At 71.1% G+C, this 23,233-nt stretch carries 26 protein-coding genes; 19 read left to right on the top strand and 7 right to left on the bottom strand.

Annotated elements, in window-relative coordinates; all coding sequences use genetic code 11:
• Window positions 1–49: 49 nt before the first annotated feature.
• Genes cysS through ABD108_RS05000 form a run of 3 tightly spaced genes read left to right on the top strand, consistent with a single transcriptional unit; the run spans window position 50 to window position 3,080 of the window.
• Complete coding sequence (gene cysS / locus ABD108_RS05010; protein ID WP_343929626.1) at window positions 50–1,447, top strand: cysteine--tRNA ligase; 1,398 nt, start codon at window positions 50–52, stop codon at window positions 1,445–1,447.
• Between the two features lie 15 nt (window positions 1,448–1,462).
• Window positions 1,463–2,437, top strand: coding sequence for a 23S rRNA (guanosine(2251)-2'-O)-methyltransferase RlmB (gene rlmB, locus ABD108_RS05005; RefSeq protein ID WP_220656667.1), 975 nt, complete (start codon window positions 1,463–1,465; stop codon window positions 2,435–2,437).
• A 55-nt stretch (window positions 2,438–2,492) separates the two neighbouring features.
• Window positions 2,493–3,080, top strand: a complete 588-nt coding sequence (locus ABD108_RS05000; RefSeq protein ID WP_343929624.1) for a TetR/AcrR family transcriptional regulator — start codon at window positions 2,493–2,495, stop codon at window positions 3,078–3,080.
• Here the strand turns inward: ABD108_RS05000 and ABD108_RS04995 are convergent, their stop codons facing one another.
• From ABD108_RS04995 to ABD108_RS04975, 5 genes are all read right to left on the bottom strand, one after another.
• On the bottom strand, window positions 3,081–3,842 hold the full coding sequence (locus ABD108_RS04995) for a LamB/YcsF family protein (RefSeq protein ID WP_305110203.1): 762 nt from the start codon (window positions 3,840–3,842) through the stop codon (window positions 3,081–3,083).
• Between the two features lie 10 nt (window positions 3,843–3,852).
• Window positions 3,853–4,737 (bottom strand): metal ABC transporter permease, encoded by an 885-nt coding sequence (locus ABD108_RS04990; protein ID WP_220658473.1) that lies wholly within the window; start codon window positions 4,735–4,737, stop codon window positions 3,853–3,855.
• On the bottom strand, window positions 4,737–5,480 hold the full coding sequence (locus ABD108_RS04985; protein WP_220656664.1) for a metal ABC transporter ATP-binding protein: 744 nt from the start codon (window positions 5,478–5,480) through the stop codon (window positions 4,737–4,739). Before ABD108_RS04985 ends, ABD108_RS04990 begins: the two co-directional genes overlap by 1 nt.
• Window positions 5,477–6,373 (bottom strand): metal ABC transporter solute-binding protein, Zn/Mn family, encoded by an 897-nt coding sequence (locus ABD108_RS04980; RefSeq protein WP_255585534.1) that lies wholly within the window; start codon window positions 6,371–6,373, stop codon window positions 5,477–5,479. The genes ABD108_RS04985 and ABD108_RS04980 overlap by 4 nt, the downstream gene beginning before the upstream one ends.
• Before the next feature lie 75 nt (window positions 6,374–6,448).
• Window positions 6,449–6,889: a nuclear transport factor 2 family protein gene (locus ABD108_RS04975; RefSeq protein WP_343929622.1), complete on the bottom strand. Its 441-nt coding sequence runs from the start codon at window positions 6,887–6,889 to the stop codon at window positions 6,449–6,451.
• Between the two features lie 98 nt (window positions 6,890–6,987).
• On the opposite strand from ABD108_RS04975, the gene ABD108_RS04970 reads away from it, so the two are divergent.
• The 12 genes from ABD108_RS04970 (at window position 6,988) to ABD108_RS04915 (ending at window position 17,157) form a co-directional block, all read left to right on the top strand.
• A complete protein-coding gene (locus ABD108_RS04970) occupies window positions 6,988–7,545 on the top strand; it encodes a PadR family transcriptional regulator (RefSeq protein WP_220656662.1) in 558 nt (185 codons plus the stop codon).
• A 4-nt stretch (window positions 7,546–7,549) separates the two neighbouring features.
• Window positions 7,550–8,179, top strand: coding sequence for a LysE family translocator (locus ABD108_RS04965; RefSeq protein ID WP_343929620.1), 630 nt, complete (start codon window positions 7,550–7,552; stop codon window positions 8,177–8,179).
• An 80-nt stretch (window positions 8,180–8,259) separates the two neighbouring features.
• Window positions 8,260–9,027, top strand: coding sequence for a protocatechuate 3,4-dioxygenase subunit beta (gene pcaH / locus ABD108_RS04960; protein ID WP_425579760.1), 768 nt, complete (start codon window positions 8,260–8,262; stop codon window positions 9,025–9,027).
• Complete coding sequence (gene pcaG, locus ABD108_RS04955; RefSeq protein ID WP_220656659.1) at window positions 9,024–9,626, top strand: protocatechuate 3,4-dioxygenase subunit alpha; 603 nt, start codon at window positions 9,024–9,026, stop codon at window positions 9,624–9,626. The genes pcaH and pcaG overlap by 4 nt, the downstream gene beginning before the upstream one ends.
• Window positions 9,623–10,963 (top strand): lyase family protein, encoded by a 1,341-nt coding sequence (locus tag ABD108_RS04950; RefSeq protein WP_343929618.1) that lies wholly within the window; start codon window positions 9,623–9,625, stop codon window positions 10,961–10,963. Before pcaG ends, ABD108_RS04950 begins: the two co-directional genes overlap by 4 nt.
• A complete protein-coding gene (gene pcaDC, locus ABD108_RS04945) occupies window positions 10,960–12,162 on the top strand; it encodes a bifunctional 3-oxoadipate enol-lactonase/4-carboxymuconolactone decarboxylase PcaDC (RefSeq protein WP_343929616.1) in 1,203 nt (400 codons plus the stop codon). The genes ABD108_RS04950 and pcaDC overlap by 4 nt, the downstream gene beginning before the upstream one ends.
• Window positions 12,155–13,378 carry a thiolase family protein gene (locus ABD108_RS04940; protein WP_343929614.1) on the top strand — a complete coding sequence of 408 codons (1,224 nt, stop codon included), beginning with the start codon at window positions 12,155–12,157 and terminating at the stop codon, window positions 13,376–13,378. The genes pcaDC and ABD108_RS04940 overlap by 8 nt, the downstream gene beginning before the upstream one ends.
• A complete protein-coding gene (locus tag ABD108_RS04935) occupies window positions 13,378–14,040 on the top strand; it encodes a 3-oxoacid CoA-transferase subunit A (protein WP_305110201.1) in 663 nt (220 codons plus the stop codon). The genes ABD108_RS04940 and ABD108_RS04935 overlap by 1 nt, the downstream gene beginning before the upstream one ends.
• Window positions 14,040–14,708, top strand: a complete 669-nt coding sequence (locus tag ABD108_RS04930) for a 3-oxoacid CoA-transferase subunit B (protein ID WP_220656654.1) — start codon at window positions 14,040–14,042, stop codon at window positions 14,706–14,708. The genes ABD108_RS04935 and ABD108_RS04930 overlap by 1 nt, the downstream gene beginning before the upstream one ends.
• 54 nt (window positions 14,709–14,762) lie before the next feature.
• The gene (locus ABD108_RS04925) at window positions 14,763–15,569 is read left to right on the top strand and encodes an IclR family transcriptional regulator domain-containing protein (RefSeq protein ID WP_343929612.1); all 807 of its coding nucleotides are present in this window, start codon (window positions 14,763–14,765) and stop codon (window positions 15,567–15,569) included.
• Window positions 15,570–15,736: 167 nt separating this feature from the next.
• A complete protein-coding gene (locus ABD108_RS04920) occupies window positions 15,737–17,014 on the top strand; it encodes an MFS transporter (protein WP_343929610.1) in 1,278 nt (425 codons plus the stop codon).
• Complete coding sequence (locus ABD108_RS04915; protein ID WP_220658614.1) at window positions 17,011–17,157, top strand: hypothetical protein; 147 nt, start codon at window positions 17,011–17,013, stop codon at window positions 17,155–17,157. The genes ABD108_RS04920 and ABD108_RS04915 overlap by 4 nt, the downstream gene beginning before the upstream one ends.
• Window positions 17,158–17,200: 43 nt before the next feature.
• Here the strand turns inward: ABD108_RS04915 and ABD108_RS04910 are convergent, their stop codons facing one another.
• On the bottom strand, window positions 17,201–18,172 hold the full coding sequence (locus ABD108_RS04910) for a pirin family protein (RefSeq protein WP_343929608.1): 972 nt from the start codon (window positions 18,170–18,172) through the stop codon (window positions 17,201–17,203).
• 279 nt (window positions 18,173–18,451) lie between these two features.
• Here ABD108_RS04910 and ABD108_RS04905 point away from each other — a divergent pair, with 279 nt between their 5' ends.
• Genes ABD108_RS04905 through ABD108_RS04890 form a run of 4 tightly spaced genes read left to right on the top strand, consistent with a single transcriptional unit; the run spans window position 18,452 to window position 21,773 of the window.
• Window positions 18,452–19,057 carry an SMI1/KNR4 family protein gene (locus ABD108_RS04905; RefSeq protein ID WP_343929606.1) on the top strand — a complete coding sequence of 202 codons (606 nt, stop codon included), beginning with the start codon at window positions 18,452–18,454 and terminating at the stop codon, window positions 19,055–19,057.
• 16 nt (window positions 19,058–19,073) lie between these two features.
• Complete coding sequence (locus tag ABD108_RS04900) at window positions 19,074–19,928, top strand: alpha/beta fold hydrolase (protein WP_305110195.1); 855 nt, start codon at window positions 19,074–19,076, stop codon at window positions 19,926–19,928.
• A 10-nt stretch (window positions 19,929–19,938) separates the two neighbouring features.
• Window positions 19,939–21,255, top strand: a complete 1,317-nt coding sequence (gene mshA / locus ABD108_RS04895; RefSeq protein WP_220656648.1) for a D-inositol-3-phosphate glycosyltransferase — start codon at window positions 19,939–19,941, stop codon at window positions 21,253–21,255.
• Window positions 21,252–21,773, top strand: coding sequence for a type III secretion system chaperone family protein (locus ABD108_RS04890; RefSeq protein ID WP_343929604.1), 522 nt, complete (start codon window positions 21,252–21,254; stop codon window positions 21,771–21,773). The genes mshA and ABD108_RS04890 overlap by 4 nt, the downstream gene beginning before the upstream one ends.
• Here ABD108_RS04890 and ABD108_RS04885 read toward each other — a convergent pair.
• Window positions 21,718–23,196, bottom strand: coding sequence for an MFS transporter (locus tag ABD108_RS04885; RefSeq protein ID WP_305110192.1), 1,479 nt, complete (start codon window positions 23,194–23,196; stop codon window positions 21,718–21,720). The genes ABD108_RS04890 and ABD108_RS04885 overlap by 56 nt on opposite strands.
• Window positions 23,197–23,233 lie beyond the last annotated feature (37 nt).

The raw sequence follows: 23,233 nt of genomic DNA, 5'->3' as shown, positions 1-23,233 counted from the left end.
ACAGCTCGTGTGCCGGTCGAGTATGCATGGCACCGTAGAATCAATCGTCGTGACGCTGCGCCTTTACGACTCCCTGACCCGCGAGGTCCGTGACTTCGTGCCCCTCATCGAGGGCAAGGCCGGCATCTACCTGTGTGGCGCAACGGTTCAGGGCGTCCCGCACATCGGCCACATTCGCAGCGGTGTGGCCTTCGACGTGCTGCGCCGCTGGTTGATCGCGAAGGGCCTCGACGTGGCCTTCGTTCGCAATGTCACCGACATCGACGACAAGATCCTGCGCAAGTCCGCCGAGGCCGGCCGCCCCTGGTGGGAATGGGCCGCCACGCACGAGCGCGAGTTCACCCGCGCCTACGACGCGCTGGGTGTGCTGCCGCCGTCGGCCGAACCGCGCGCCACCGGCTTCATCACCCAGATGGTCACCTACATGGAGCGCATGATCGAGCGTGGGCACGCCTACGCCTCCGGCGGCGACGTCTACTTCTCGGTCCGCTCGCTGCGCGAGTACGGCGCGCTGAGCCGGCAGAAGGTCGACGATGTGCACCAGGGCGAGTCGGTGGCCACCGACAAGCGCGATCCACTCGATTTCACGCTGTGGAAGGCGGCCAAGCCCGGCGAGCCGAGCTGGCCCTCGCCCTGGGGCGACGGCCGCCCCGGCTGGCACCTCGAGTGCTCCGCGATGGCCACCAGCTACCTCGGTGCGCAGTTCGACATCCACTGCGGCGGCATCGACCTGATCTTCCCGCACCACGAGAACGAGATCGCCCAGGCGCACGGCGCGGGCGATCCGTTCGCGAACTACTGGCTGCACAACGGCTGGGTCACCATGTCGGGCGAGAAGATGAGCAAGAGCCTCGGCAACGTGGTCTCGATCCCGGTGCTGCTGGAGCGGTTCCGCCCCGTCGAGCTGCGCTACTACCTGGGATCGGCGCACTACCGGTCCATGCAGGAGTACTCGGAGGGCGCCCTCGGCGAGGCCGTCACCGCGTACGGGCGGATCGAGTCGTTCGTGCAGCGCACCGTCGAGCGGGCGGGCGAGGTCCCGGTCGGCGAGTGGACCGACGGTTTCGCGGCCGCCCTCGACGACGATCTCGGCGTACCGTCGGCATTGGCCGAGGTGCACCAGACGGTCCGCGCCGGGAACGCCGCGCTGGAGGCGGGCGATCTCGACGAGGCGCGGCGGCTGGCGGGTTCGGTGCGGGCGATGACGGCGATCCTCGGCGTCGACCCGCTCGATCCGCACTGGGTGGCCGAGTCCGAGGGCGACGGTGCCGCCCTCGACGCGCTGGGCGTGCTGGTGCAGGCCGAGCTGGAACGCCGGGCGAGCGCCCGCGCGGAGAAGAATTGGGCGGAGGCCGACGCCGCGCGCGACCGGCTGCACGCCGCGGGGATCGATGTGACCGACGGTGCCGACGGGTCCAGCTGGACCCTGGCCAAGAAGACCCAGTAGATCCAGGAGACGAGCATGGCGGGCAACTCCCAGCGCCGCGGCGCAGTGCGCAAGGCCGGTACCAAGAAGGGCCAGGTCACCGGTTCGGGCGGTGTGCGACGGCGCGGCCTCGAGGGCCGGGGCGCGACGCCGGCCGCGAAGGACCGGCCGTACCACCCGGCGCACAAGAAGGCCCGGGCCGCGGCGAAGGCCGCCTCGGGTCCGCAGCGGCGGCCGCAGAAGGTGGCCGGACGCGCCGCCGAGGACGGTCCCGAGTACGTCCTCGGACGCAACCCGGTGGTCGAGTGCCTGCGCGCCGAGGTCCCGGCGACGGCGCTGTACGTGGCGCTGGGCGCGCAGAACGACGAGCGCCTCACCGAGTCGGTGCGGATGGCCGCCGATCGCGGTATCTCGATCCTCGAGGTGCAGCGCGCCGAGCTGGACCGGATGAGCGATAACGGCCTGCACCAGGGCATCGCGCTGCAGATCCCGCCGTACAGCTACGCGCATCCCGAGGACCTGCTGCGCCGGGCCGCCGATCGCGGCGAGGCGCCGCTCATCGTGGCTCTGGACAACATCACCGATCCGCGCAACCTGGGCGCGGTGATCCGCTCGGCCGCCGCCTTCGGTGGACACGGCGTGGTGATCCCGTCCCGACGGTCCGCGGCCATCACCGCCGTCACCTGGCGCACGTCCGCGGGTGCGGCGGCGCGGCTGCCCGTGGCGCAGGCACCCAATCTCAACCGCACGCTCGCCGATTACGCGGCGGCCGGCCTGCAGATCGTGGGCCTGGATGCGGGTGGCGATGTGACCCTCGACGACTACCGCGCCGACACCGGTGTGGTGGTGGTCGTGGGCTCCGAGGGCAAGGGCCTGTCGCGGTTGGTCCGCGAGAACTGCGACTCCATCCTGTCCATACCCATCGCTTCCTCGGTCGAGTCGCTGAACGCGTCGGTGGCCGCGGGTGTGGTGCTGGCTGATTTCGCACGACAGCGGCGTACGCGAAGCTGATCCGAAGCTTTCCGACTCGGGGTCTCCACGCGGTGAGCTGCGTTACGCTGACACAATGGATTCGCTCGAGCAACGACAGCATGCTCGTCGTCGCACGATGCTGGACACCGGGGTAGCGCTCCTCGGCGGTCCGGACGGCGGAGCCGTGAGCGTCCGGGCCGTGTGCCGGACCACGGGCATCACCGAGCGCTACTTCTACGAGGCCTTCGGCAACCGCGACGAGTTCGTCCGGGCGGTGTACGACGATGTGAGTGCCCGCGCCCAGGAGGTCCTGGTCGACGCGGTCCGAGGCACCCCCGAGACCAAGGATGTGGCCGCCGCGGCGGTGGCCGCCTTCGTCGATCTCGTGGTCGACCGGCCCGATCTGGGCCGGGTGCTCCTGCTCGCCCCCTATCGCGAGAGCGCTCTGGCCGAGTACGGCCTCGGCCACATGCCGGGCTTCTTCGCGGTGGTGGGGGCGGCGCTCCCGCCGCAGGTGGACGAGCAGTCCCGCAGGCTGGCGTCGGTGGGCATGGTCGGCGCGATGACCGCGCTGTTCACCGAGTACCTCTCCGGGCGTCTCGAGATCGAACGCGATGATCTGGTGCGGTTCTGCGCCACCATGCTCAGCAGCTATCTGATGCCGCCGATCGACCGGCCGTAGTCACGCGAAGGGCGTGATCGCGGCGCCCGCGCCTTCGAGCACCTGCCGCAACCGGCTCGCCACCTGGACGGCCTCGGGGTTGTCGCCGTGCACGCAGACGGACTCGGCCCGCAGCTCCACCTCGGTGCCGTCGATCGCCTCGACGGTGCCGTCGAAGACCATGCGCACCACCCGGGCCGCGATCTCGTCCGGGTCGTGCAGCACCGATCCGGGCAGTGTCCGGGACACGAGGGTGCCCTCGGCGGTGTAGGCGCGGTCGGCGAAGGCCTCCGCCACCGCGCGTAGGCCGGACCCGGCCGCGAGCCGTAGGAACGCCGACCCGGCGAGCCCGAGCACGGGCAGCTCCGGTGCGCATGCGAGCACACCGTCGATCACGGCACGCGCCTGCGTCTCGTTCCCCACGATCGTGTTGTACAGCGCCCCATGGGGTTTCACGTAGGAGACGGTGCCGCCCACGCTGCGCGCGATCGCCTGCAGTGCGCCGATCTGGTAGATCACATCGGCGGTCAGATCGGCGGCCGGGACGTCGATGAACCGGCGGCCGAAGCCGCGCAGGTCGGCGTAGCCCACCTGGGCGCCGATCCGCACGCCCTGGTCCACGGCGCGTGCGCAGGTGGCGCGCAGCGTGGTCGGATCGCCGGCGTGAAATCCACAGGCCACGTTCGCGGAGGAGACCACGCGCAGGAGGGCGTCGTCGTCGCCGAGGCGCCAGGCGCCGTAGGACTCGCCGCAGTCGGCGTTGAGGTCGATGCGCTGGCTCACGCGGTCCAGGCTAGTGCGCGTGCCGGTGGTCGTGGACGACCTCGGCCGCTTCGGTGCCCCGCCTGCCCCGCTGCCCGACGATCCTGCAGATCACGTAGATCAGGAAGGAGATCGAGGTGACGAAGACCGAGACGGGCAGCGCCGGGGCGAGCGAGAGCACGATGCCGCCGACCGCGGCGGTCATCGCGAACGCCAGCGACAGCAGCGTGGCCTTGCCCGGCGAGCTCGTGACCCGGGCGGCGGCTGCGGCGGGCGTGATGAGCAGGCTCATCACCAGGAGCGCGCCCACGATCTGCACCCCCTGGGCGGCGGCGGCACCGACGAGCATCGCGAAGACCACCGACAGCGTCTTCGTGGGGACGCCGCGGGCCGCGGCCACATCGGGGTCCGTGGAGAGGAACAGCAGCGGGCGGTAGATCACGGCGAGGATCGCCAGGACGACCACCGTGGTGATCGCCATGAGCTTCACGCCGGACATGCCGACGGCCACGATCTGGCCGGTGAGCAGCGCGAAAGCGGTGCCCTGGCGGCCCGGGTACAGCGCCAGGAACAGCACCGACAGGCCGAGGCCGAAGGACATGATCACGCCGATCACGGAGTCCCGTTCGCGGGCGTACACGCCGAGCAGGCCGAACAGCAGGCCGGCGATGAGCGCGCCGGCCAGCGCACCCGAGCCGACGCTCCATCCCATGAGCAGGGCGAAGGACGCGCCCGTCAGCGACAGCTCGGAGGTCCCGTGCACGCTGAAGGCCATCTGCCGGGACACGATGAGCGGGCCCATGATTCCGGCGAGAACCGCGAGCAGTGCGGCGGCGAGCAGGGCCTGCTGCACGAAGGGCTGGGCCAGCAGATCGGCCGTGACGGCGAAGTCGAAGAAGTGGCGCAGGCGGTCCATCATTCGCCCCCCACCACGACGAGGCGGTCGCGCACGTGCAGCACGTCCACCGGGGCCTGGTACAGCCGGCTCAGCGTCTCGGTGGTCATCACGTCGGCGGTGGCGCCGATCTCGAACCGCCCGTCCACCAGGTACAGCACCCGGTCGCAGTGCGGCAGGACGGGGTTGATCTCGTGGGTCACGAAGAGCACGGCGGTGTCGTGCTCGCGGCGGCGGCGCTCGATGAGCGCGACGGCGAGCTGTTGGTGGCCGGGGTCGAGGGAGAGCAGCGGCTCGTCGCACAGCAGGACTGCGGGGTCGGAGGCCAGGGCCTGGGCCACCCGGAGTCGTTGCTGCTCACCGCCGCTCAGTGAGCCGACGGGGGCGTCGGCGAAGGGCTGGGCGTCCACCTGGGCGAGGGCGGCGTCCACAGCGGACCGTCGCTGCGCCCGGCGGCGCAGGCCGATGCCCCAAGAGGCACCGTCGTAGCCGAGGCCCACCAGGTCCCGGCCGCGCAGGGGCACCGCGGCGTCGAGGGCGCGCTGCTGTGGGATGTAGCCGAGGCGGCCCCGCACGTCGACGGTGCCGGCCGACAGCGGGGTCTGGCCGAGCAGCACCCGGAGCAGGGAGGTCTTGCCGGCGCCGTTGGGGCCGAGCACCGCGACGAACTCGCCGGGGGCGATGTCGAGGTCGAGGCCGTCCCACAGGGTGCGGTCCTGGTAGGCCAGCGCGGCGCCGCGCAGGCTGACGACGGGCTGCGTCACGGGCGCGGCTTGAGGGCGTCGGCGAGTGTGGTCACGTTCGCGGCCTGCCAGTCGGCGTAGTCGTCGACGCCCTCGGGCAGCGACTCGGTGATCCGCACGACGGGCACCCCGGCGCTCTGCGCGGAGTTCGCGAAGGCGGTGGTCACGGGGCTCTCGGTCTGGGCGTTGAGCACCACGGCGCGCACCTGCTTGCCGGTCACCAGGGCGGTGGCGGCGGCGATGTCGGCGGGGGCCGGGTCGGTGCCCGATTCGATGGCGGCGGTGTACCGGGGCGGGGTGGCGTCGGTGAGGCCGGCCAGGGCCAGCAGGTAGCCGGCGACGGGCTCGGTGGCGGCCACCTTGGCGCCGGGGTTGGCGCGGCCGATCTCGCGGGCCCGGTCGATCACGCCGTCGAGCCGTCCGTTGAACGCGGCGGCCTTGCTCTCGTAGTCGGCCTTGTTGGCGGAGTCCTTCTCGGACAGCGCCTTCGCCACCGCGGTGGCCACCTTCTGCATGGTGGGCAGGTCGTAGAAGACGTGCTCGTTCTCGCCCTTGGGGTCCTGCTGCGAGACGGCGTCCACCTTGGTGCCCGAGGCGCCGTCGGCGGCCTTCTCGATGTAGGCGTCGTAGTGGCCGCCGTTGTAGACGATCACCGCGGCGCGCTTGACCGCGAGCGTGTCCTGCGCGGAGGGCTCGAACTCGTGGGGGTCGCCGGTGGGGTTGGAGAACAGTGAGGTGACGGTGGCGTGGTCGCCCGCGACGGCCTTGGCGATGGCGCCGTAGACGTCGGTGGAGGCCACGACCGACGGCTTACCGTCGCCGGGCTCCGACGATGCCGACCCGCACGCCGTGAGGGTCAGGGTCGCGACGGCGGTGGCGGCGACGGCCTGGGCCAGGCGGTTGCGGATGCGCACGGGTGCTCCTCTTGACAGCAATGGAAATCGTTGTCAATAGTAGTCGCGCCGGGCGCATCCGCCAAACCGGCCGGGTCAGCTCCGCGTCGCGGTGCCCTGCTGTGCGGCCTCCGCCTGCGCCGCGGCGGTGGCCTCGGCGGCGATCTGCTCGAACTGCGCGGCCATCGCGGCGGAGAGGGCCTGCGCGGCCGAGAGCGGCCGCACCATCACCACGAAGTCGTCGATCTTGCCCTCGTCGTTGAGGTGCAGGAAGTCGCAGCCGTTCACTTCTTTGCCGTCGAGCGTGGTCCGGAAGACGAGCGCGTGGTCGCGACCGTCGGGGCTGGTGATCTCGCGCTCGTAGCGGAAGTCGTCGCCGCCCATCACGCGCAGCACGCCGCGCAGGATCGCGGCGGTGATGTGCCGCCCCTCGTAGGGCTTGAAGGCCACGGGGCTGGTGAATCGCACATCGTCGGCCAGCGTGCGCTCCATCGCCTCGGGATCCTTCGCGAGCACGGCGTCGCGGAACTCCTGCATGACTCCTCCTAGTAAATTTGTTGACTAGGTCGAGTATGCGATGCGCGGCCTCCGGTGTCCAGGCTCGGATAGGCAACTCGGTGAATAAGGTGAACTGCATGGCACTGCGGCACGCGATCCTCGCGACCCTCCTCGTGGTCGAGGAGGCCTCGGGGTACGACCTGACTAAGGAGTTCGACGGTGCCCGCGCCAATTTCTGGACCGCCACACCGCAGCAGCTGTACCGCGAGCTGGACCGGATGGAATCCGACGGTGCGATCGTGGCGCGCACCGTCGAACAGGAGAAGCGGCCGAACAAGCGCGTCTTCCGGGTGACCGCCGAGGGGCGCGCCGAGCTCGCGGCTTTCAGTGAGCGGTCGCCGAAACCGATGGCGATCCGCGACGACTTCCTGGTGATGGTGCAGGGTGTCGAGGCCGGTGATGTGGCGGCCGTCTGTGCGAACCTGCGCGCGCGACGCGCGGCCGCGGCCGCGAAGCTGGCGCACTACGAACGGGTGCGGGCGCGCTGGCTGGACGGCCGCACGGAGCCGGAGCTGCTGGCGGACCAGCGGCTGGGTGGGCCCTATCTGACGCTGGTGCGGGGCCTGCGGTTCGAGCGGGAGAACCTCGACTGGTTCGATCTGGCGCTGCCGGTGCTCGAAGCGCGCCTACCCTGAGGGGGTGCCCTCGCCGCTCCTCGCCGCCGCCGGTTTCGGGCTCGCGGTGCTGCCGATCTGTCTGACGCCGGGGGTGAGCTTCGCGCTGGTCACCGACCGGGCGCTCACCTCGGGGCCGCGGGCCGCCGGCGGTGTGATCTTCGGGACGGTGCTGGGGCTGCTCACGCACGCGGCGCTCGCGGCGGCGGGACTTTCGGCGGTCGTGATGCACTCCGCCGAAGCCTTTCTCGTGGTGAAGCTGATCGGTGCCGCCTACCTGGTGGGGCTGGGACTGTGGATGATCCGGGCCGCGCTGCGGGATGCGCCGGCGGCGCCCGCGCCCACCCGGTTGCCCTGGCGCCGGGGCGGCGATGTCGTGCAGGGCTACCTGGGGAACGTGCTCAATCCGAAGGCGGCCGCGGTGTATCTCACGCTGGCGCCGCAGTTCCTCGATCCGGGGTCGCCGGTCGCTCCGCAGTTGCTGTGGCTGTGGCTGGCCCATGCCGTGGTGGCCGCGGCGTGGCTGGTGCTGTGGGGCGGCGTGGTCACCGCGATGCGCCGCCGGGTCGACGTGCAGCGGTTCCGGCGCCGGATCACCGGTCTCGGCGGTGTGGTCATGGTCGCGCTGGGGGTGCGCTCGGCCGTCACGCGCTGACCATGTTCGTAGAATGAACATTGATTCGATATGCGAACACGCGCTATGATTGCGGTCACACGACGACGGCAGGAGTGAGCGTGGGCGATGACCAGCAGGCCATCAGTGCGGAGATCGCGCAGCTGAGCGCGGCGTATCTCGCCGGTTCGGCGCCGGAGGGCACCGCGCGGCGCGACTATCCGCCCTACCGCAGCTCGCTGCTGCGGCATCCCACCAAGCGGCTGCAGCCCGCGGACCCCGAGGGCGTGGAGATGCTGTCCCCGGTGTTCGGGCAGCAGGATGTGCATCCGCTCGAGTCCGATCTCACCGTGCAGCACGGCGGCGAGCCGCTGGGCGAACGGATCACGGTGTCCGGCCGCGTGCTCGACGGTGCGGGCCGCCCGGTCGCGGGCCAGCTCGTCGAGATCTGGCAGGCCAATGCCTCGGGCCGTTACGTGCACAAGCGGGACCAGCACCCCGCACCGATCGATCCGAACTTCACCGGGGTCGGCCGCTGCCTCACCGGTCCGGACGGCTCGTACCGGTTCACCACCATCAAACCGGGCGCCTATCCCTGGCGGAATCACCGCAACGCGTGGCGGCCGGCGCACATCCACTTCAGCCTGTTCGGTACCGATTTCACGCAGCGGCTGATCACGCAGATGTACTTCCCGGGAGACCCACTGATCGCCTACGACCCCATCTGCCAGTCCATCGTCGACCCGGCCGCCCGCGACCGGCTGGTCGCGGACTACCACCACGAGTCGAGCGCGCCCGAGTGGTCGCTCGGATACCGCTGGGACATCGTGCTCGCCGGCTCCGGCCGGACCTGGACCGAGAACGAGGCCTTCGGGGGTGCGGACCGGTGACCCCGCAGTCGCGCACTCCCGACCAGACCATCGGCCCCTTCTTCGGCTACGGGCTCTCGCTCCCCGGTGCCGAACATCTCATCGCGCCCGGCCATCGCCGGGCGATCCGGCTGTGCGGCACCGTTTTCGACGGTGCCGGCGATCCCGTCCCGGACTGTCTGCTGGAGATCTGGCAGCCCGACGAGGAGGGCCGCCCCGCGCGGCCGGCGGCGCTCATCCCGCGTGACGATCACTCACTGCAGGGCTGGACCCGCGATCCACACGACTTCGCGGGGTGGGGTCGCACCGCCACCGGGCACACGGGCCGGTACTCCTTCACCACGGTGGAGCCGGGTCCGGCGCGTTCCGGTGCCGCGCCGTTCATCTCGGTCGCGGTGTTCGCCCGGGGCCTGCTCGCCGGGTTGTTCACCCGGGTCTATCCGCCGGAGGCCGCCACCGCTCTCGCGGCCGATCCGCTGCTGGCCTCGCTGCCCGCCGATCGCCGAGACACGCTGATCGCCCAGCGCGACGACGACGGCTCCCTCCGCTGGGACATCCGGTTGCAGGGCGATGGGGAAACGGTCTTCCTCGACTTCGACGGCGCGGGTGGTGCGCGATGACGGGCGACTTCGGTCTGCTGGAACCCGTTGCGGCGGGCCGTGCCTGCGCGGCCACCGATGACACCGCGGTGGTCGGGGCGCTGCTGGAGGCGGAGCTCGCGTGGATCGGCGTACTCGACGGTGTCGAATCGGAACGGGCGGCCGCGCTGGCCGTCGCGGACCGGCGGGCGGCGGGGGCCTTCGATCCCGCGCGCCTGGCGAGCGCGGCCCGCTCCGGCGGCAACCCGGTGATCCCCCTGGTCGCCGAGCTCCGGCAGCACCTCGGAACGGCGATGCCGGTGCACCGCGGGCTCACCAGCCAGGACGTCCTGGACACGGCGCTGATGATGCTCGCGCGCCGTGTGGCCGACGAGATCGCCGAGGAGCTCGATGGGGCTGCCGCGGCGCTGGCGCGGTTGGCGGAGCAGTACGCGCAGACACCCCAGGTGGGACGTACGTTGGGCCAGCACGCCGTGCCGATCACCTTCGGGGCGAAGGCCGCCGGCTGGCGGCAGGGGATCGACGGTGCGGCGCGCCGGCTGGCCTCCGCCGCGACCCCCGTGCAATTCGGCGGGGCCGCCGGGACGAACGCCGCGGTCCTGGCGATCGGCGCGGATCCCGTCCAGGCCGGCGCGGAGTGGGCGCGGCAGCTGGGGCTGTCCGCGTCCGAGCCCTGGCACACCTCGCGAGGACCCGTGGTGGAAGTGGGCGATGCGCTCGCGGCGGTGTGCGCCGCCGCCGGGCGGATCGCGAACGATGTGATCTTCGCGAGCCGTCCCGAGGTGGGCGAGTTGGCGGAGTCCGCTCTCGCCCGCGGCGGCTCATCGACGATGCCGCACAAGCGCAATCCTGTTCTCTCGGTACTGATCCGATCCGCGGCGATCTCAGCGCCCGGCCACGCGGGAGTGCTTCAACTGGCGGCGGGCCTGGCCGAGGACGAACGCTCCACCGGGGCCTGGCACGCCGAGTGGCCGGCCCTGCGGAGCCTGTTGCGGCTCGCCCTCGGCGCCGCGGTGAGCCTGCGCGAACTGTGTGAGCACCTGCGGGTGTTCCCGGAACGGATGGCCGAGCGTGTGAGCGGTGCGGCCCCGCTGCTGGTGTCCGAGCGGCTGATGATCACGCTGGCCGGCCGGGCTATGGGCGGTCGCGCCGCCGTCCAGGAGGCGATCGACGCCGCGGTGGCTGCTCCCGCGGACAGTCGTGCCGCAGTGCTGCGTGACCGGATCGCCGTCGCCGTACCCGATCTCACCGTCGGGGAGCTCGACGATCTGCTCGCCGTGGACGGCTACCTGGGCACCGCGCCGCAGCGGGCGCACGCCGCCGGGCAGCGGCCCGAGACGAACGGGGTGGGGCGATGATCCCGCAGCTGGTGGCCACGTCCTTCACGAGCCGGCCGCCGGGCCGCCGCGAGATGCTGGTGCTCGGCCCCTCGCTGGGAACGAGCGCGGTGATCTGGGAGGCGGTCGCCGAGCTGCTCGGTGACCGGTACGACGTTCTGGCCTGGGATCTTCCGGGCCACGGCGGATCACCCTCCCCCCGCGGCGGATTCGACCTGGGAGAGTTGGCCGATGCGGTGGTGGCGCTCGTCGACGCCCATGACCCCGGTGCGGCCTTCCACTACGCGGGCGATTCGGTGGGCGGCGCCGTGGGCGCCGAACTCGCCTTGCGCGCCCCCGACCGCGTGCGGTCGCTGGCCATGGTGTGCAGCGCGGCCCGGTTCGGCGACCCCGGCCCATGGCGCGACCGGGCGGCGACGGTGCGCGCACAGGGCACGGCGGCGATGGTCCCCGGGGCGAGGCAGCGCTGGCTCTCCAGCGATTTCCTCGACCGCTCACCCGGCGTCGCCGAGGATCTGTTCGCGGGATTGGTCCGCGTGAGCGACGAGGGATACGCGGCGGTCTGCGAGGCGTTGGCCGGCTACGACGTCCGGGATCGGCTGCCCTCGTTGACGGTTCCGTTCCTCGCCGTCGGCGGTGATCTCGATGTGGTGTGTCCTCCGCAGGATGTGCGGGCCCTGGCCGAGGCGGTCCCGGAGGGGCGCCACGAGGTGTTCCCCGGTGTCGCGCATCTCGCACCCGTCGAGGCGCCGCCACGGCTGGCGGATGTGCTGGCGGATCACTGCGCGGCGGCCACCGCCCGCGCGGTGCGGGCGGGCACGGTCACCTCCCGGCAGCGGTACGACGCAGGTATGGCGGTGCGCCGGCAGGTGCTCGGCGACGCCCACGTGGACCGCGCCACGGTGACGGGATTCGGCTCCGGTTTCCAGGAATTCATCACCCGGACCGCCTGGGGCGATGTGTGGACCGGTACCGAGCTGACCCGGCGCGAGCGCTCCATCGCGGTGCTCACCGCGCTGCTGGCGCTGGGGCACTGGAACGAATTCGCCATGCACGTGCGCGCCGCGCTCCGCAACGGTTTGGGCCGCGACGAGATCGAGGCGGTGCTCATGCAGAGCGCGATCTACTGCGGGGTGCCCGCGGCCAATGCCGCCTTCGGCGTGGCCCGGCGGGTGTTCGCCGAGATCGACGCCGAGGAAGGGGAGAACGCCGATGGCTGAGGCCTTCGTCTACGACGCGGTGCGGACACCCTTCGGGCGGTACGGCGGCGGACTGTCCGGCGTGCGGCCCGATGATCTCGCGGCACACGTGGTGCGGCGCATCGTCGATCGCGCACCCGGTCTCGCGGTCGGCGACGGAGCCGCGATCGACGAGGTGGTCCTCGGGAACGCCAACGGCGCCGGGGAGGAGAACCGCAACGTCGCGCGCATGGCCGCCCTGCTCGCCGGCCTCCCGGTCACGGTGCCCGGCAGCACCGTCAACCGGCTGTGCGGCTCCTCGCTGGACGCCGTGATCACCGGATCGCGGCAGATCGAGGTGGCGGACGCCGAGATCGTGCTCGCGGGCGGCGTCGAGTCCATGAGTCGCGCACCGTGGGTGCTACCGAAACCGGACCGTGCCTTCCCGTCGGGCGATCAGGCGCTGGCGTCCACCACGCTCGGCTGGCGGTTGGTCAATCCCCGCATGCCCGGGGAGTGGACCGTCTCGCTCGGGGAGGCCACCGAGCAACTGCGGCAGACGCACGGGATCACCCGGGAGCGGCAGGACGAGTTCGCGGCGCGCTCGCATCGGGCCGCCCAGCGGGCCTGGGAGGCCGGGTTCTACTCAGACCTGGTCGATCCGGTGCCCGGAACGGATCTCGTTCGCGACGAGTCGATCCGGCCCGGTACCTCCGTGGAGACGCTGTCCGCGCTGCGGCCGTCCTTCCGCCCGGCCTCGCCGGGACCGGAGGGCGGAACCGTGACCGCGGGCAATGCGTCGCCACTGTCCGACGGTGCGGCGGCGGTCCTGCTCGGATCGGCCGCCGCGGCGGAGACGATCGGCGCGGCCCCGACGGCGCGCATCGCCGGACGGGGCGCATCGGCGGGGGCACCGCAGTCCTTCGGCGCAGCGCCCATCGAGGCGGCCGACCGGGCGCTCCGCCGCGCCGGGATCGAGTGGCCGGATGTGGGGGCCGTCGAGCTCAACGAGGCCTTCGCCGCGCAGTCATTGGTGTGCCTGGACGCCTGGGGTATCGATCCGGAGATCGTCAACCGGTTCGGAGGCGCGATCGCGCTCGGACATCCGCTGGGGGCCTCGGGCGCCCGGCTGATCGGGACGCTGGCACACACCCTGCGGGTGACCCGGCAACGCTGGGGCGTCGCGGCGCTGTGCATCGGCGTGGGCCAGGGGCTGGCCGTGGTGCTCGAAAACATCGACGCGACAGGTGATCTGTGATGATGGTGGAATTCGCTCCGAGCCCGCTGGATGCGGTGGAAGGGGTGCGCGACGGCGCAACGGTGATGGTGGGCGGCTTCGGCGACGCCGGGCAGCCCTTCGAGCTGATCGACGCCCTGCTGGAGACCGGCGCCGGCGATCTGACCATCGTGAACAACAACGCCGGCCAGGGGGATCGGGGGCTGGCGCTGCTGATCCAGAAGGGCCGGGTCCGCAAGGTGATCTGCTCCTTCCCCCGGCAGAGCGATTCCTGGCACTTCGACGAGGCCTATCGCGCCGGTCGGATCGAACTGGAACTGGTGCCGCAGGGCAACCTCGCCGAACGGATCCGCGCCGCCGGCGCGGGGATCGGCGGCTTCTTCACCCCCACCGGCTACGGAACGGTGTTGGCCGAGGGGAAGGAGACGCGGATCATCGACGGCCGCGGGTACGTCTTCGAGACCCCGCTGCACGCCGATATCGCGCTGATCAAGGCGCTCAGGGCCGACCGGGTGGGGAACCTGGTGTACCGGAAGACCGCCCGCAACTTCGGCCCGATCATGGCGGCCGCCGCGCGGCACACGGTGGCCCAGGTGTCCGAGGTGGTGCCCACCGGCGGCATCGATCCGGAGGTCGTGGTGACGCCCGGCATCTACGTGAACACGATCGTGGAGGTGCAGTGATGGAGCAGACGGCGACCACCGGGACCGTGCGCGCGGCGCCCCTCACCCGCCCGGAGATGGCCGCGATGGTCGCGGGGGACATCCAGCGGGGCGCGTTCGTGAATCTGGGGATCGGCCTTCCCACCACGATCGCCGATCATCTACGGCCCGAACAGCGGGTCACCCTGCACACCGAGAACGGGATGTTGGGCATGGGCCCGGCCGCCGTGGGCGATCGGATCGACCCGGACCTGATCAACGCCGGCAAGGCGCCGGTCACGGAGCTGCCGGGGGCCTCGTACTTCCACCACGCCGATTCGTTCGCGATCATGCGTGGGGGACACCTCGACGTGTGCGTGCTGGGTGCCTTCCAGGTCTCCGCCGCGGGCGACCTCGCCAACTGGCACACGGGCGCGCAGGACGCGATTCCGGCCGTGGGCGGTGCGATGGACCTCGCGACCGGGGCCCGCGAGGTGTGGGTGATGATGACCCTGCAGGACAAGACGGGTGCCCCGAAACTGGTGCCGCAGTGCAGCTACCCCGTGACGGGGCTGTCCTGCGTGACCCGGGTCTACACCGAGCGGGCCGTGTTCCTCCTGTCCCCGGAGGGGGTGCGGGTGCGCGAGAGCTTCGGCTGCACCGTCGAGGACCTGCGCGGTGTCGTCGAAGTCGACCTGCTGGACGATTAGGCTGATCGCGGGCCTCGAACCGGGGCCCGTCGCCCCCGAATGCGAGGAGACCGCGTGAGCCCGGACCGGAGCGAGGACGTGCGGCCGCAGGCGGGCGATCAGTACGTGCAGTCGTTGGCTCGCGGCCTCGAGGTGATCCGCGCCTTCGACGCGGAGCATCAGGCGATGACACTGTCCGAGGTCGCATCCCGGACCGGCCTGACCCGGGCCACGGCGAGGCGGTTCCTGCTGACCCTGGTGGAACTGGGCTATGTGCGCTCGGACGGTCGCGATTTCGGTCTCACGCCGCTGGTGCTGCAACTGGGGTACGCCTACCTCGCCGGTCAGCCGCTGCCGGAGTTGGCGCAGCCGATCCTCGAACGCCTATCGCATCGCGAGCAGGAGTCCACCTCGCTCGCGGTGCTCGACGGCACGGACATCGTGTACCTGACGCGCGTGCACACGCGGCGCATCATGACGGTGGGTATCAGCCCGGGGACCCGGTTCCCCGCGTACGCCACGTCGATGGGGCGCGTCCTGTTGGCGGCGGCCGACGAGGACGAGCTCGAGGCGTACTTCGCGAACGCCACGCTGGCCCCGCTGACCCCGCGCACCATCACCTCCCGCGCGGCGCTGGAGGCCGAACTCGCGAAGATCCGCACGCAGGGATACGCGATGGTCGACCAGGAGCTCGAGGTGGGCCTGCGGTCGCTCGCGGTGCCCGTCCCCGGGCGGGACGGCCGTCCCCGGGCGGCGATCAACATGGCGCTGTCCGCGCGTCTCGACGGTGCCGACGAGCCGACCGTCGAGCACCGGGTCGCCGCGTTGCGTGACACCGCCGCCGATATCGCCGAGGCGGCCCGGGCCGCCGGCATCGACTGACGCGGCCTCCGAAACCGCAGTTCATCGCGCCTTTCTCAGACTCCTCCGGTAGTCGCTCACCACTCCATCGTGTTCGCATAACGAACACTTGTGCAATCAGCGAACGCGTGGTTAGTATGACGATGCGCCTATGGCGCAGGTCACATTCGATCGTCGATGGAGATCCGATGGCTTCCACACCACTGACCCCGCCCGCGGCGGACGCCGCACTGCGCTCGGTCGGTTCGCCGAGGACCTGGGGCGCACTGCTGTGCTGGATGGTCGTCGTCTTCGAGGGGTACGACCTCGTCTCGCTCGGCGCCGCCATTCCCGCGCTGCTCGACACCGGGCACCTGGGGATGACCGCATCGGATCTGCGCACCGTTGCCACGGTCTCGCTGGTCGGCGTGGGCATCGGTGCGGCGGTCACCGGTGCGATCTCGGACCGCTACGGCCGCCGCGGCCCGCTCGTGGTGTGCGTCCTGCTGTTCTCGGTGTTCACCCTGCTGGTCCCCGTCATGCCCACGGTGTGGGCGTTGGCCGGCGCCCGATTCATCGCCGGCCTCGGCATGGGCGGCTGCATGCCGGTGGCGCTCACCGCGATGCAGGAGGCCGCGCCCGAGCGGAAGTCGAACGCCAGCGCCGTCACCATGACCGGCTACCACGTGGGTGCGGTCCTGGCCTCGCTGATCGCGCTGCTGGCCGGGAACTCCTGGCAGTGGCTGTTCTACGGCGGCGGCATCCTCGGCCTGCTGCTGGTACCCGTGATCGCCCTGCGGATGCCGGAGACCGCCGCCGTGACCGGCGCCGCCGAACCGGTTGCGGCGCAGCGCGCCGCCCGCGCATCGGTGCTGCAGGCGCCGTACCTGCGGACCACGCTCATGCTGTTCGTCGCGGCCTTCCTGGGGCTGCTGGTGGTGTACGGGCTCAACACCTGGCTGCCGCAGCTGATGCGCGGCGCGGGCTACCCGGTGTCCACCGCGCTGGTGATGCTGCTCGTGCTGAACGTGGGCGCCGTGGCCGGCCTGATGATCGGCGGCCGGGTCGCGGACCGCCGTGGTGCGCAACGGGTCACGGTGCTGTGGTTCGCCATGGCCAGCCTGATGCTGGCGCTGCTGAGCATCAAGGTGGCCAATCAGGTGGTGCTCGATGTGGTGATCTTCGTGACCGGCTTCTTCGTGTTCACGGCCCAGGTTCTGCTGTACGGACTGATCGGCTACCTCTACCCCCGCACGAAGGTCGGCACCGCGATGGGCTTGGTCTCCGCGGTCGGGCGGCTCGGTGCCATCGCCGGGCCCTGGGTCACGGGCAGCCTCGTGGTGGCCGGCGTCGGATACCCCTGGGGCTTCTACTTCTTCGCCGTCGCCGCCGGACTCGGTGCGGTCGCGGTGCTGGCGGTGCCGCGGCCCGGCGCGGAGCAGTCGGCGCCGGTAGCCGAGGATGCGGCGCAGCCCGAGGCGGCATGATCCGCACCGTCAAGGACGCCGCGCACCAGCTGTTCGCCCAGCACGGCCTCACCACGGTGTTCGGCAACCCCGGTTCGAACGAATTGCCCTTCCTGGCAGGCCTTCCCGGTGGCTTCCGCTACATCCTGGGGCTTTCTTGCTGAGGCGTACACCGGCTGGGCCTGATCGGACCCAGCCGGTACCGGCTCAGCGAGCCACGTGCGGCATCAGGGCGCCGGGCGGGATGTGGCCGAACTTGCCGGCGTTGTAGTCCTCCATCGCCTGGATGAGCTCGGCCTTGGTGTTCATCACGAACGGGCCGTACTGCACCACGGGCTCGCGGATGGGCCGGCCGCCCAGGATCAGGACCTCCATGGTGGGCCGATTCGAGTCCTGGGACTCGTCGGCGCGCACCGTGATCCGGTCGCCGGGGCCGAGCTGCGCGAGCTGGCCCTCGTGGATCGGATGCCCCACGGGTCCCACGGTGCCGCGGCCGCTGAGCACGTAGACCAGCGCGTTGAAATCGCGGTTCCACGGCAGCGAGGCCTCGGCTCCGGGGGCGATCGTGGCGTGCACGAAGTTGATCGGTGTGCGGGTCGATCCCGGCCCCTGGTGCCCGTCCACCTCGCCCGCGACGATGCGGATCAGGGAGCCGCCGTCGGGTGTGGTGACGAGCGTGGTCTGGCCGCCCTCGAGGTTCTGGTAGGCGGGCGTGGTGAACTTCTCCGACTTCGGCAGGTTCACCCACAGCTGGATGCCGTGGAAGGTGCCGCCGGACTCGACCAGCTCGGCGGGCGGGGTCTCGATGTGCAGGATCCCGGAGCCGGCCGTCATCCACTGGGTGGCGCCGTCGGAGATCAATCCGCCGCCGCCGTGGCTGTCCTGGTGCTGGAACAGGCCGTCGATCATGTAGGTCACGGTCTCGAAGCCGCGGTGCGGGTGCCAGCTGGTGCCCTTGGGCTCGCCGGGCTCGTACTCGACCTCGCCCATCTGGTCCATGTGCACGAACGGGTCGAGATCGCGGGGGTGCACGCCCGCGAAGGCGCGCACCACGGGGAAGCCCTCGCCCTCGTAGCCGCGGGGGCCGGTGGTGATCTTCCGGACGGGGCGGTCCGTCTCGCCGGGTGCGGCGGCGGTGATGCGGGGGAGGGTGAGCGTATCGGCGGTCACGGCGGGCATGGTGTCCTCCTGGAAGTGGGCTGCTGAAGCTGACACTACCACCAACCGGACCACGGTCCGATTAATTCCCGCGAGGTCGCGCGGTCACCGGCCACGGCGTTCTCCGAGGGTCGGGATACCGAGAACAGGACGCTCTCCGATTCTGTCCGCCGTGGACACGGTGTCCGCCGCGGACAGAATCCGAGAGCTGTTCGGCGGCGGGTTCCGTGGTCTCCCGGCGCACGCCGAGGAATTGCGGATACCGTAGACGCGATCGCGGATTGCGCAGACGGGAGTGGAATGGGTACGGAGACGATGGTCGAGGAGTTGCAGGAGCTCATCGCGGACCTGGCCCGCGAGCGGGTGCGAGCGGGGGAGGAGGACGGGGACGGTCTCGAGATCCGCCTCGACCTCGATCCGCACGGCCCGGTGATCGCCACCGCCGCACCGGCACCACCCGCGACCGAGGCCGAGATCGCGCAGGCCGAGGCCGCCCTCGGGCGGCCCTATCCACCGGAGCTGCGCGCACTCCTCGGGGTCGCCAACGGATTCCCGGGCTTCTTCGTCGCCGACGTTCTTCTGGGAACGCACGGAGTTGGAACCGAGGGGGCTGCGGGATTTCCTAGAGAGTTCCCTGGATCAGCCTGGGGAGGTGCCAGGGAGCACATCAACATCTTCTACTCCGAAGGCGACGAGAAGCCGCAGTACAGTCCGGACGACCAGGCGGAGTGCATTCCACTGGCCACCGACCCCGGTTCGGGCCTCGGAACCGCGTACGTCGTCGCGACCTCCGGCAATGGCTGGGATGAGGGCACGGTCGTCTACATCAGCTCGGGTGGTGACGAGCTGTATCCGTCGATTCGTGCGTATCTGCGCCAGCAGCTGGAGTATCTGCGCGACATGTGACGGCTAGGGTCGAGGTGTGACTCGTGCATGTGGATTCGCCGTCGGGCCCGACGGCACGGAGATCTTCTACATCGACTACAGCACCGCGTACGCGGGCACCGTCGACCCGACGAAGCCTGCGTACCTGCTGATCCACGGGTGGTCGGCCAGTGGCGACTCGTGGGGCCTGCCGCTGATCGATGAGCTGACCGCCGCGGGACACCGCGTGGTCGCCGTGGACAACCGCGGCCACGGCCGCAGCTCGGTGCCCGCGTCGTTCACCACGCAGGAATTCGCCGACGACGTCAAGGCCGTGCGCGACCGGCTCGGCCTGGACGAGGTGTACCTGGTCGGCTGGTCGTACGGCGGCCTGATCATCGCCGACCACCTCTCCGTGCACGGCACCGACGGTGTGCTCGGCGTGGGCCTGATCGGGGCGATCACCTCGATCGGCGGCGGCAAGGAGGGGCAGTTTCCCGGCGGCGTCACCGGCCCCGCCATGAACGGTGCCCTCCCGGCGGCGTTGTCGGCGAAACCGAGCACCGCCATCCCCGCACTCGCGAGCATCCGGATGCTGCCGAAGGGCTTCGACCAGGAGACGCTCGGCCCCGTGGCCCAGCGTGTTTTCGGCCACTCGCTGTCCACGCCTCCCGCGGTGCGCGGTGGGCTGTTCCGGCGCACCGTCGACCACGACGCCGACCTGGCCGCCTGGACCTTCCCCGTCCTCATCCAGCACGGACGCGACGACGAGGTGGTGGCCCCGGTGACCGCCGAGCATCACGCCGCGGTGCTGCCGCACTCCACGCTGTCCTGGTGGGACGGCGGGGGCCACGCGCCCTTCGTGGTGGACCCCGCGCGCTGCGCCCGCGAACTCCTCGATCTGCGGGGTTAAGCTGGACGGCGTGCCTACTGGTAAGTCAGCGGCCCGCACCACGCCGCGCCGGATCGCGGTGCTGTCGGTGCACACCTCGCCGCTGGCGCAGCCCGGTACCGGCGATGCGGGCGGCATGAACGTCTACATCTGGCAGACCTCCCTCGAACTCGCCGCGCGCGGCATCGAGGTGGAGATCTTCACCCGCGCCACCAGCTCGTCGGACGCGCCGATCGTGGAGGCCGCGCCGGGGATTCGCGTCCGCAACATCGTCGCGGGCCCCTTCGAGGGGCTGGACAAGACCGATCTGCCCGCGCAGCTGTGCGCCTTCGCGGCCGGGGTGCAGCGGGCCGAGGCCCGCGAGGAACCCGGCTACTTCGATCTGATCCACTCGCACTACTGGCTCTCGGGGCAGGTCGGCTGGCTGGCCCGCGACCGCTGGGGCGTGCCGCTGGTGCACACCGCGCACACCCTGGCCGCGGTGAAGAACCGCGCGCTCGCCGAGGGTGACACCGCCGAGCCGCAGGCGCGGATCATCGGTGAACAGCAGGTCTCCGACGAGGCGGACCGGCTGATCGTGAACACCGAGGTCGAGGCGAACCAGCTCGCCGAACTGCACAGGGTGCCGCTCGACCGGATCGACGTGGTGTACCCGGGGGCCGATCTGGCCACCTACTCGCCGGGCGACGGCGCCGCCGCACGCGCCGAACTCGGTATCGCCCCCGAGGAATTGGTGCTCACCTTCGTCGGCCGGATTCAGCCGCACAAGGCTCCCGATCTGCTGCTGCGCGCGGCGGCCCCGCTCATCCACGCGCACCCCGAGCGTCGCATCCGGCTGCTGGTGGTGGGCGGACCGTCGGGCACGGGACTGGAGCGGCCGGATGCGCTGATCGCGCTGGCCCGCGAGCTCGGCATCGAGCAGGCCGTGACCTTCGGGCCCCCGCGGCCCCCGGCCGGGCTCGCCGAGGTGTATCGCGCCTCGGATCTGGTGGTGGTGCCCAGCTATTCGGAGTCCTTCGGCCTGGTCGCCGTGGAGGCGCAGGCCTGCGGCACCCCGGTGGTGGCCGCGAACGTGGGCGGTCTCTCGGTGGCGGTGGCCGACGGTGTCTCGGGCCGCCTGGTCTCGGGGCACGACCCGCAGGCATGGACCGCGGCACTCGACGAGCTCACCGCGGATAAGCGACTGCGCGCGGAACTGGCAAGCGGCGCAACCGAACACGCACAGCAGTTCTCCTGGTCCCGCACCGCGGACGGCCTGTTGGAGAGCTATTCGAAGGCGATCGAGGCGCGGCAGGAGGCGACGCAGACGGTGCGCCGCCGCCGGCGCAGGGCAGGGGCGCGGGCATGAGCGAATCGATGACACCGGACCAACTGGAAACGGCCCTGACCGAGCGCGAGCTGGAGTTCACGCGCAAGGAGGAGACCGGCAAGGACGTGGCCCACTTCATCGTGGAGCTGCCGGGCGAGAAGAAGCTCAAGACCACCACGATGATCACCCTGGGCGCGCACGGCGCGCGGGTGGAGGCCTTCGTGTGCCGGCATCCCGACGAGAACTTCGAGGGTGTCTACCGGTACCTGTTGCGGCGCAACCGCCGTCTGTACGGCGTGGCCTACACGATCGACCGCACCGGCGACATCTACCTCACCGGCCGGTTCGCCGAGTTCACCGAGGACGAGCTGGATCGCGTTCTGGGACAGGTGCTCGAAGCCGCGGACGGCGATTTCAACACCCTGCTCGAACTGGGCTTCTCGACAGCGATCCGCCGCGAGTTCGACTGGAGAGTCGCTCGCGGCGAACCGCTGTGGAACCTCAAGCCCTTCGAGCACCTGCTTCCAGAGTTTCCCGAACCTCCGGCGCAGCCGTAGCCTCGTCGTCCGACGTCCGGGCGCGCGGGATGGCCAGTGCCACCACGGCGGCGACGGCGGCCACGATGCCGGCGATCACGAATCCGGAGGTGAAGGCGTCCTCGGCCGGCAGCGTGATCTCGCGCGGCGTTCCGGCCAGCAGCGTGACCGTGGAGCGGGTGAGGATCGTGGCCATCACCGCGGAGCTGACCGCGGTACCGACCGATCGCATCAGTGAGTTCAGGCCGTTCGCGGCGGCCGATTCGGTATCCGGGACGTTCGCCATGATCAGCGCCGGCATCGCCGAATAGGCCACGCCCACACCGCCGAAGACGATCATCGAACCCAGCGACATCTTCCAGGTGGCATCGGTGAGGCCGAGCAGGGCGAAGTAGCCGATGGCCGACATGGTGGCACCGATCGCCAGGGTCAGGCGCGCGCCGATCCGCTTGGTGAGCAGCGCGGAGACGGGGGACAGGGCCATCATCACCAGGCCGCCGGGCACCATCCACAGACCCGCGTTGAGCATGCTCTGGCCCAGGCCGTAGCCGGTGGCCTCCGGGATCTGCAGCAGCTGCGGCATGGTGAGCATCAGCGAGAACATGGCGAAGCCCACCATGATCGACGCGAGGTTGGTGAGCAGGATCGGGCGGCGCGAGGAGATGCGCAGATCGACGAGGGAGTCGCGGGTGCGGATCTCCCAGAAGCCCCAGGCGATGAGCACCAGGACACCGCCCACGGCGCAACCGATCGTGGCGGCGGAGGTCCAGCCCCAGCTCTGCCCCTTGGTGATCGAGAGCAGCACGCTCACCAGGCCCACGGTGAGGCCGACGGTGCCCACCACGTCGAACTTGCCGGGATGGCGGTTCGGCGATTCCGGGACCACCACGTACACCAGGCCCAGGGTGATCACGCCGAGCGCGAGCGAGAACCAGAACAGCGTGTGGTAGTCGAAGTGCTCGGAGATGTAGGCGCCGAACGGGATTCCGATCGCGCCGCCCACGCCCAGCATCGCGGACATCAGCGCGACGGCGCCGGGGATCTTGCGGGCGTGCAGCTCGTCGCGCATGAGCGAGATGCCCACGGGTACCAGGCCCATGGCGAAGCCCTGGAAGGAGCGGCCGACCACGGTGAGCAGCAGGGTGTGCGAGAGGGCGCAGATCAGCGAGCCGGCGATCAGGCTGAGCAGGCTGGTGAGCAGCACCAGCCGCTTGCCGTACATATCGCCGAGACGGCCGGCGATCGGCATCGCGACCGAGGAGGCGAGCAGCGTGGCGGTGATCACCCACGAAGCGTTGTCGGCGCTGGTGTTCAGCAGGTGTGGCAGTTGCCCGACGATCGGCACCACCAGCGATTGCATGAGCGAAGCGAGGAGGCCGCCGAGGCAGAGGACGGCGATCAGGACGCCGTCCGCGGGACGGCTCCTGCGGAGGTTGTCTGTCATGCCGCTCGACGGTAGTTGTATATTACAACTTCGGCAA

This window comes from Tsukamurella strandjordii (assembly GCF_039525985.1).
Lineage (GTDB): Bacteria > Actinomycetota > Actinomycetes > Mycobacteriales > Mycobacteriaceae > Tsukamurella > Tsukamurella strandjordii.
The sequence above is the reverse complement of the archived record's forward strand: the minus strand, read 5'-3'. Positions and strand labels throughout refer to the sequence as shown.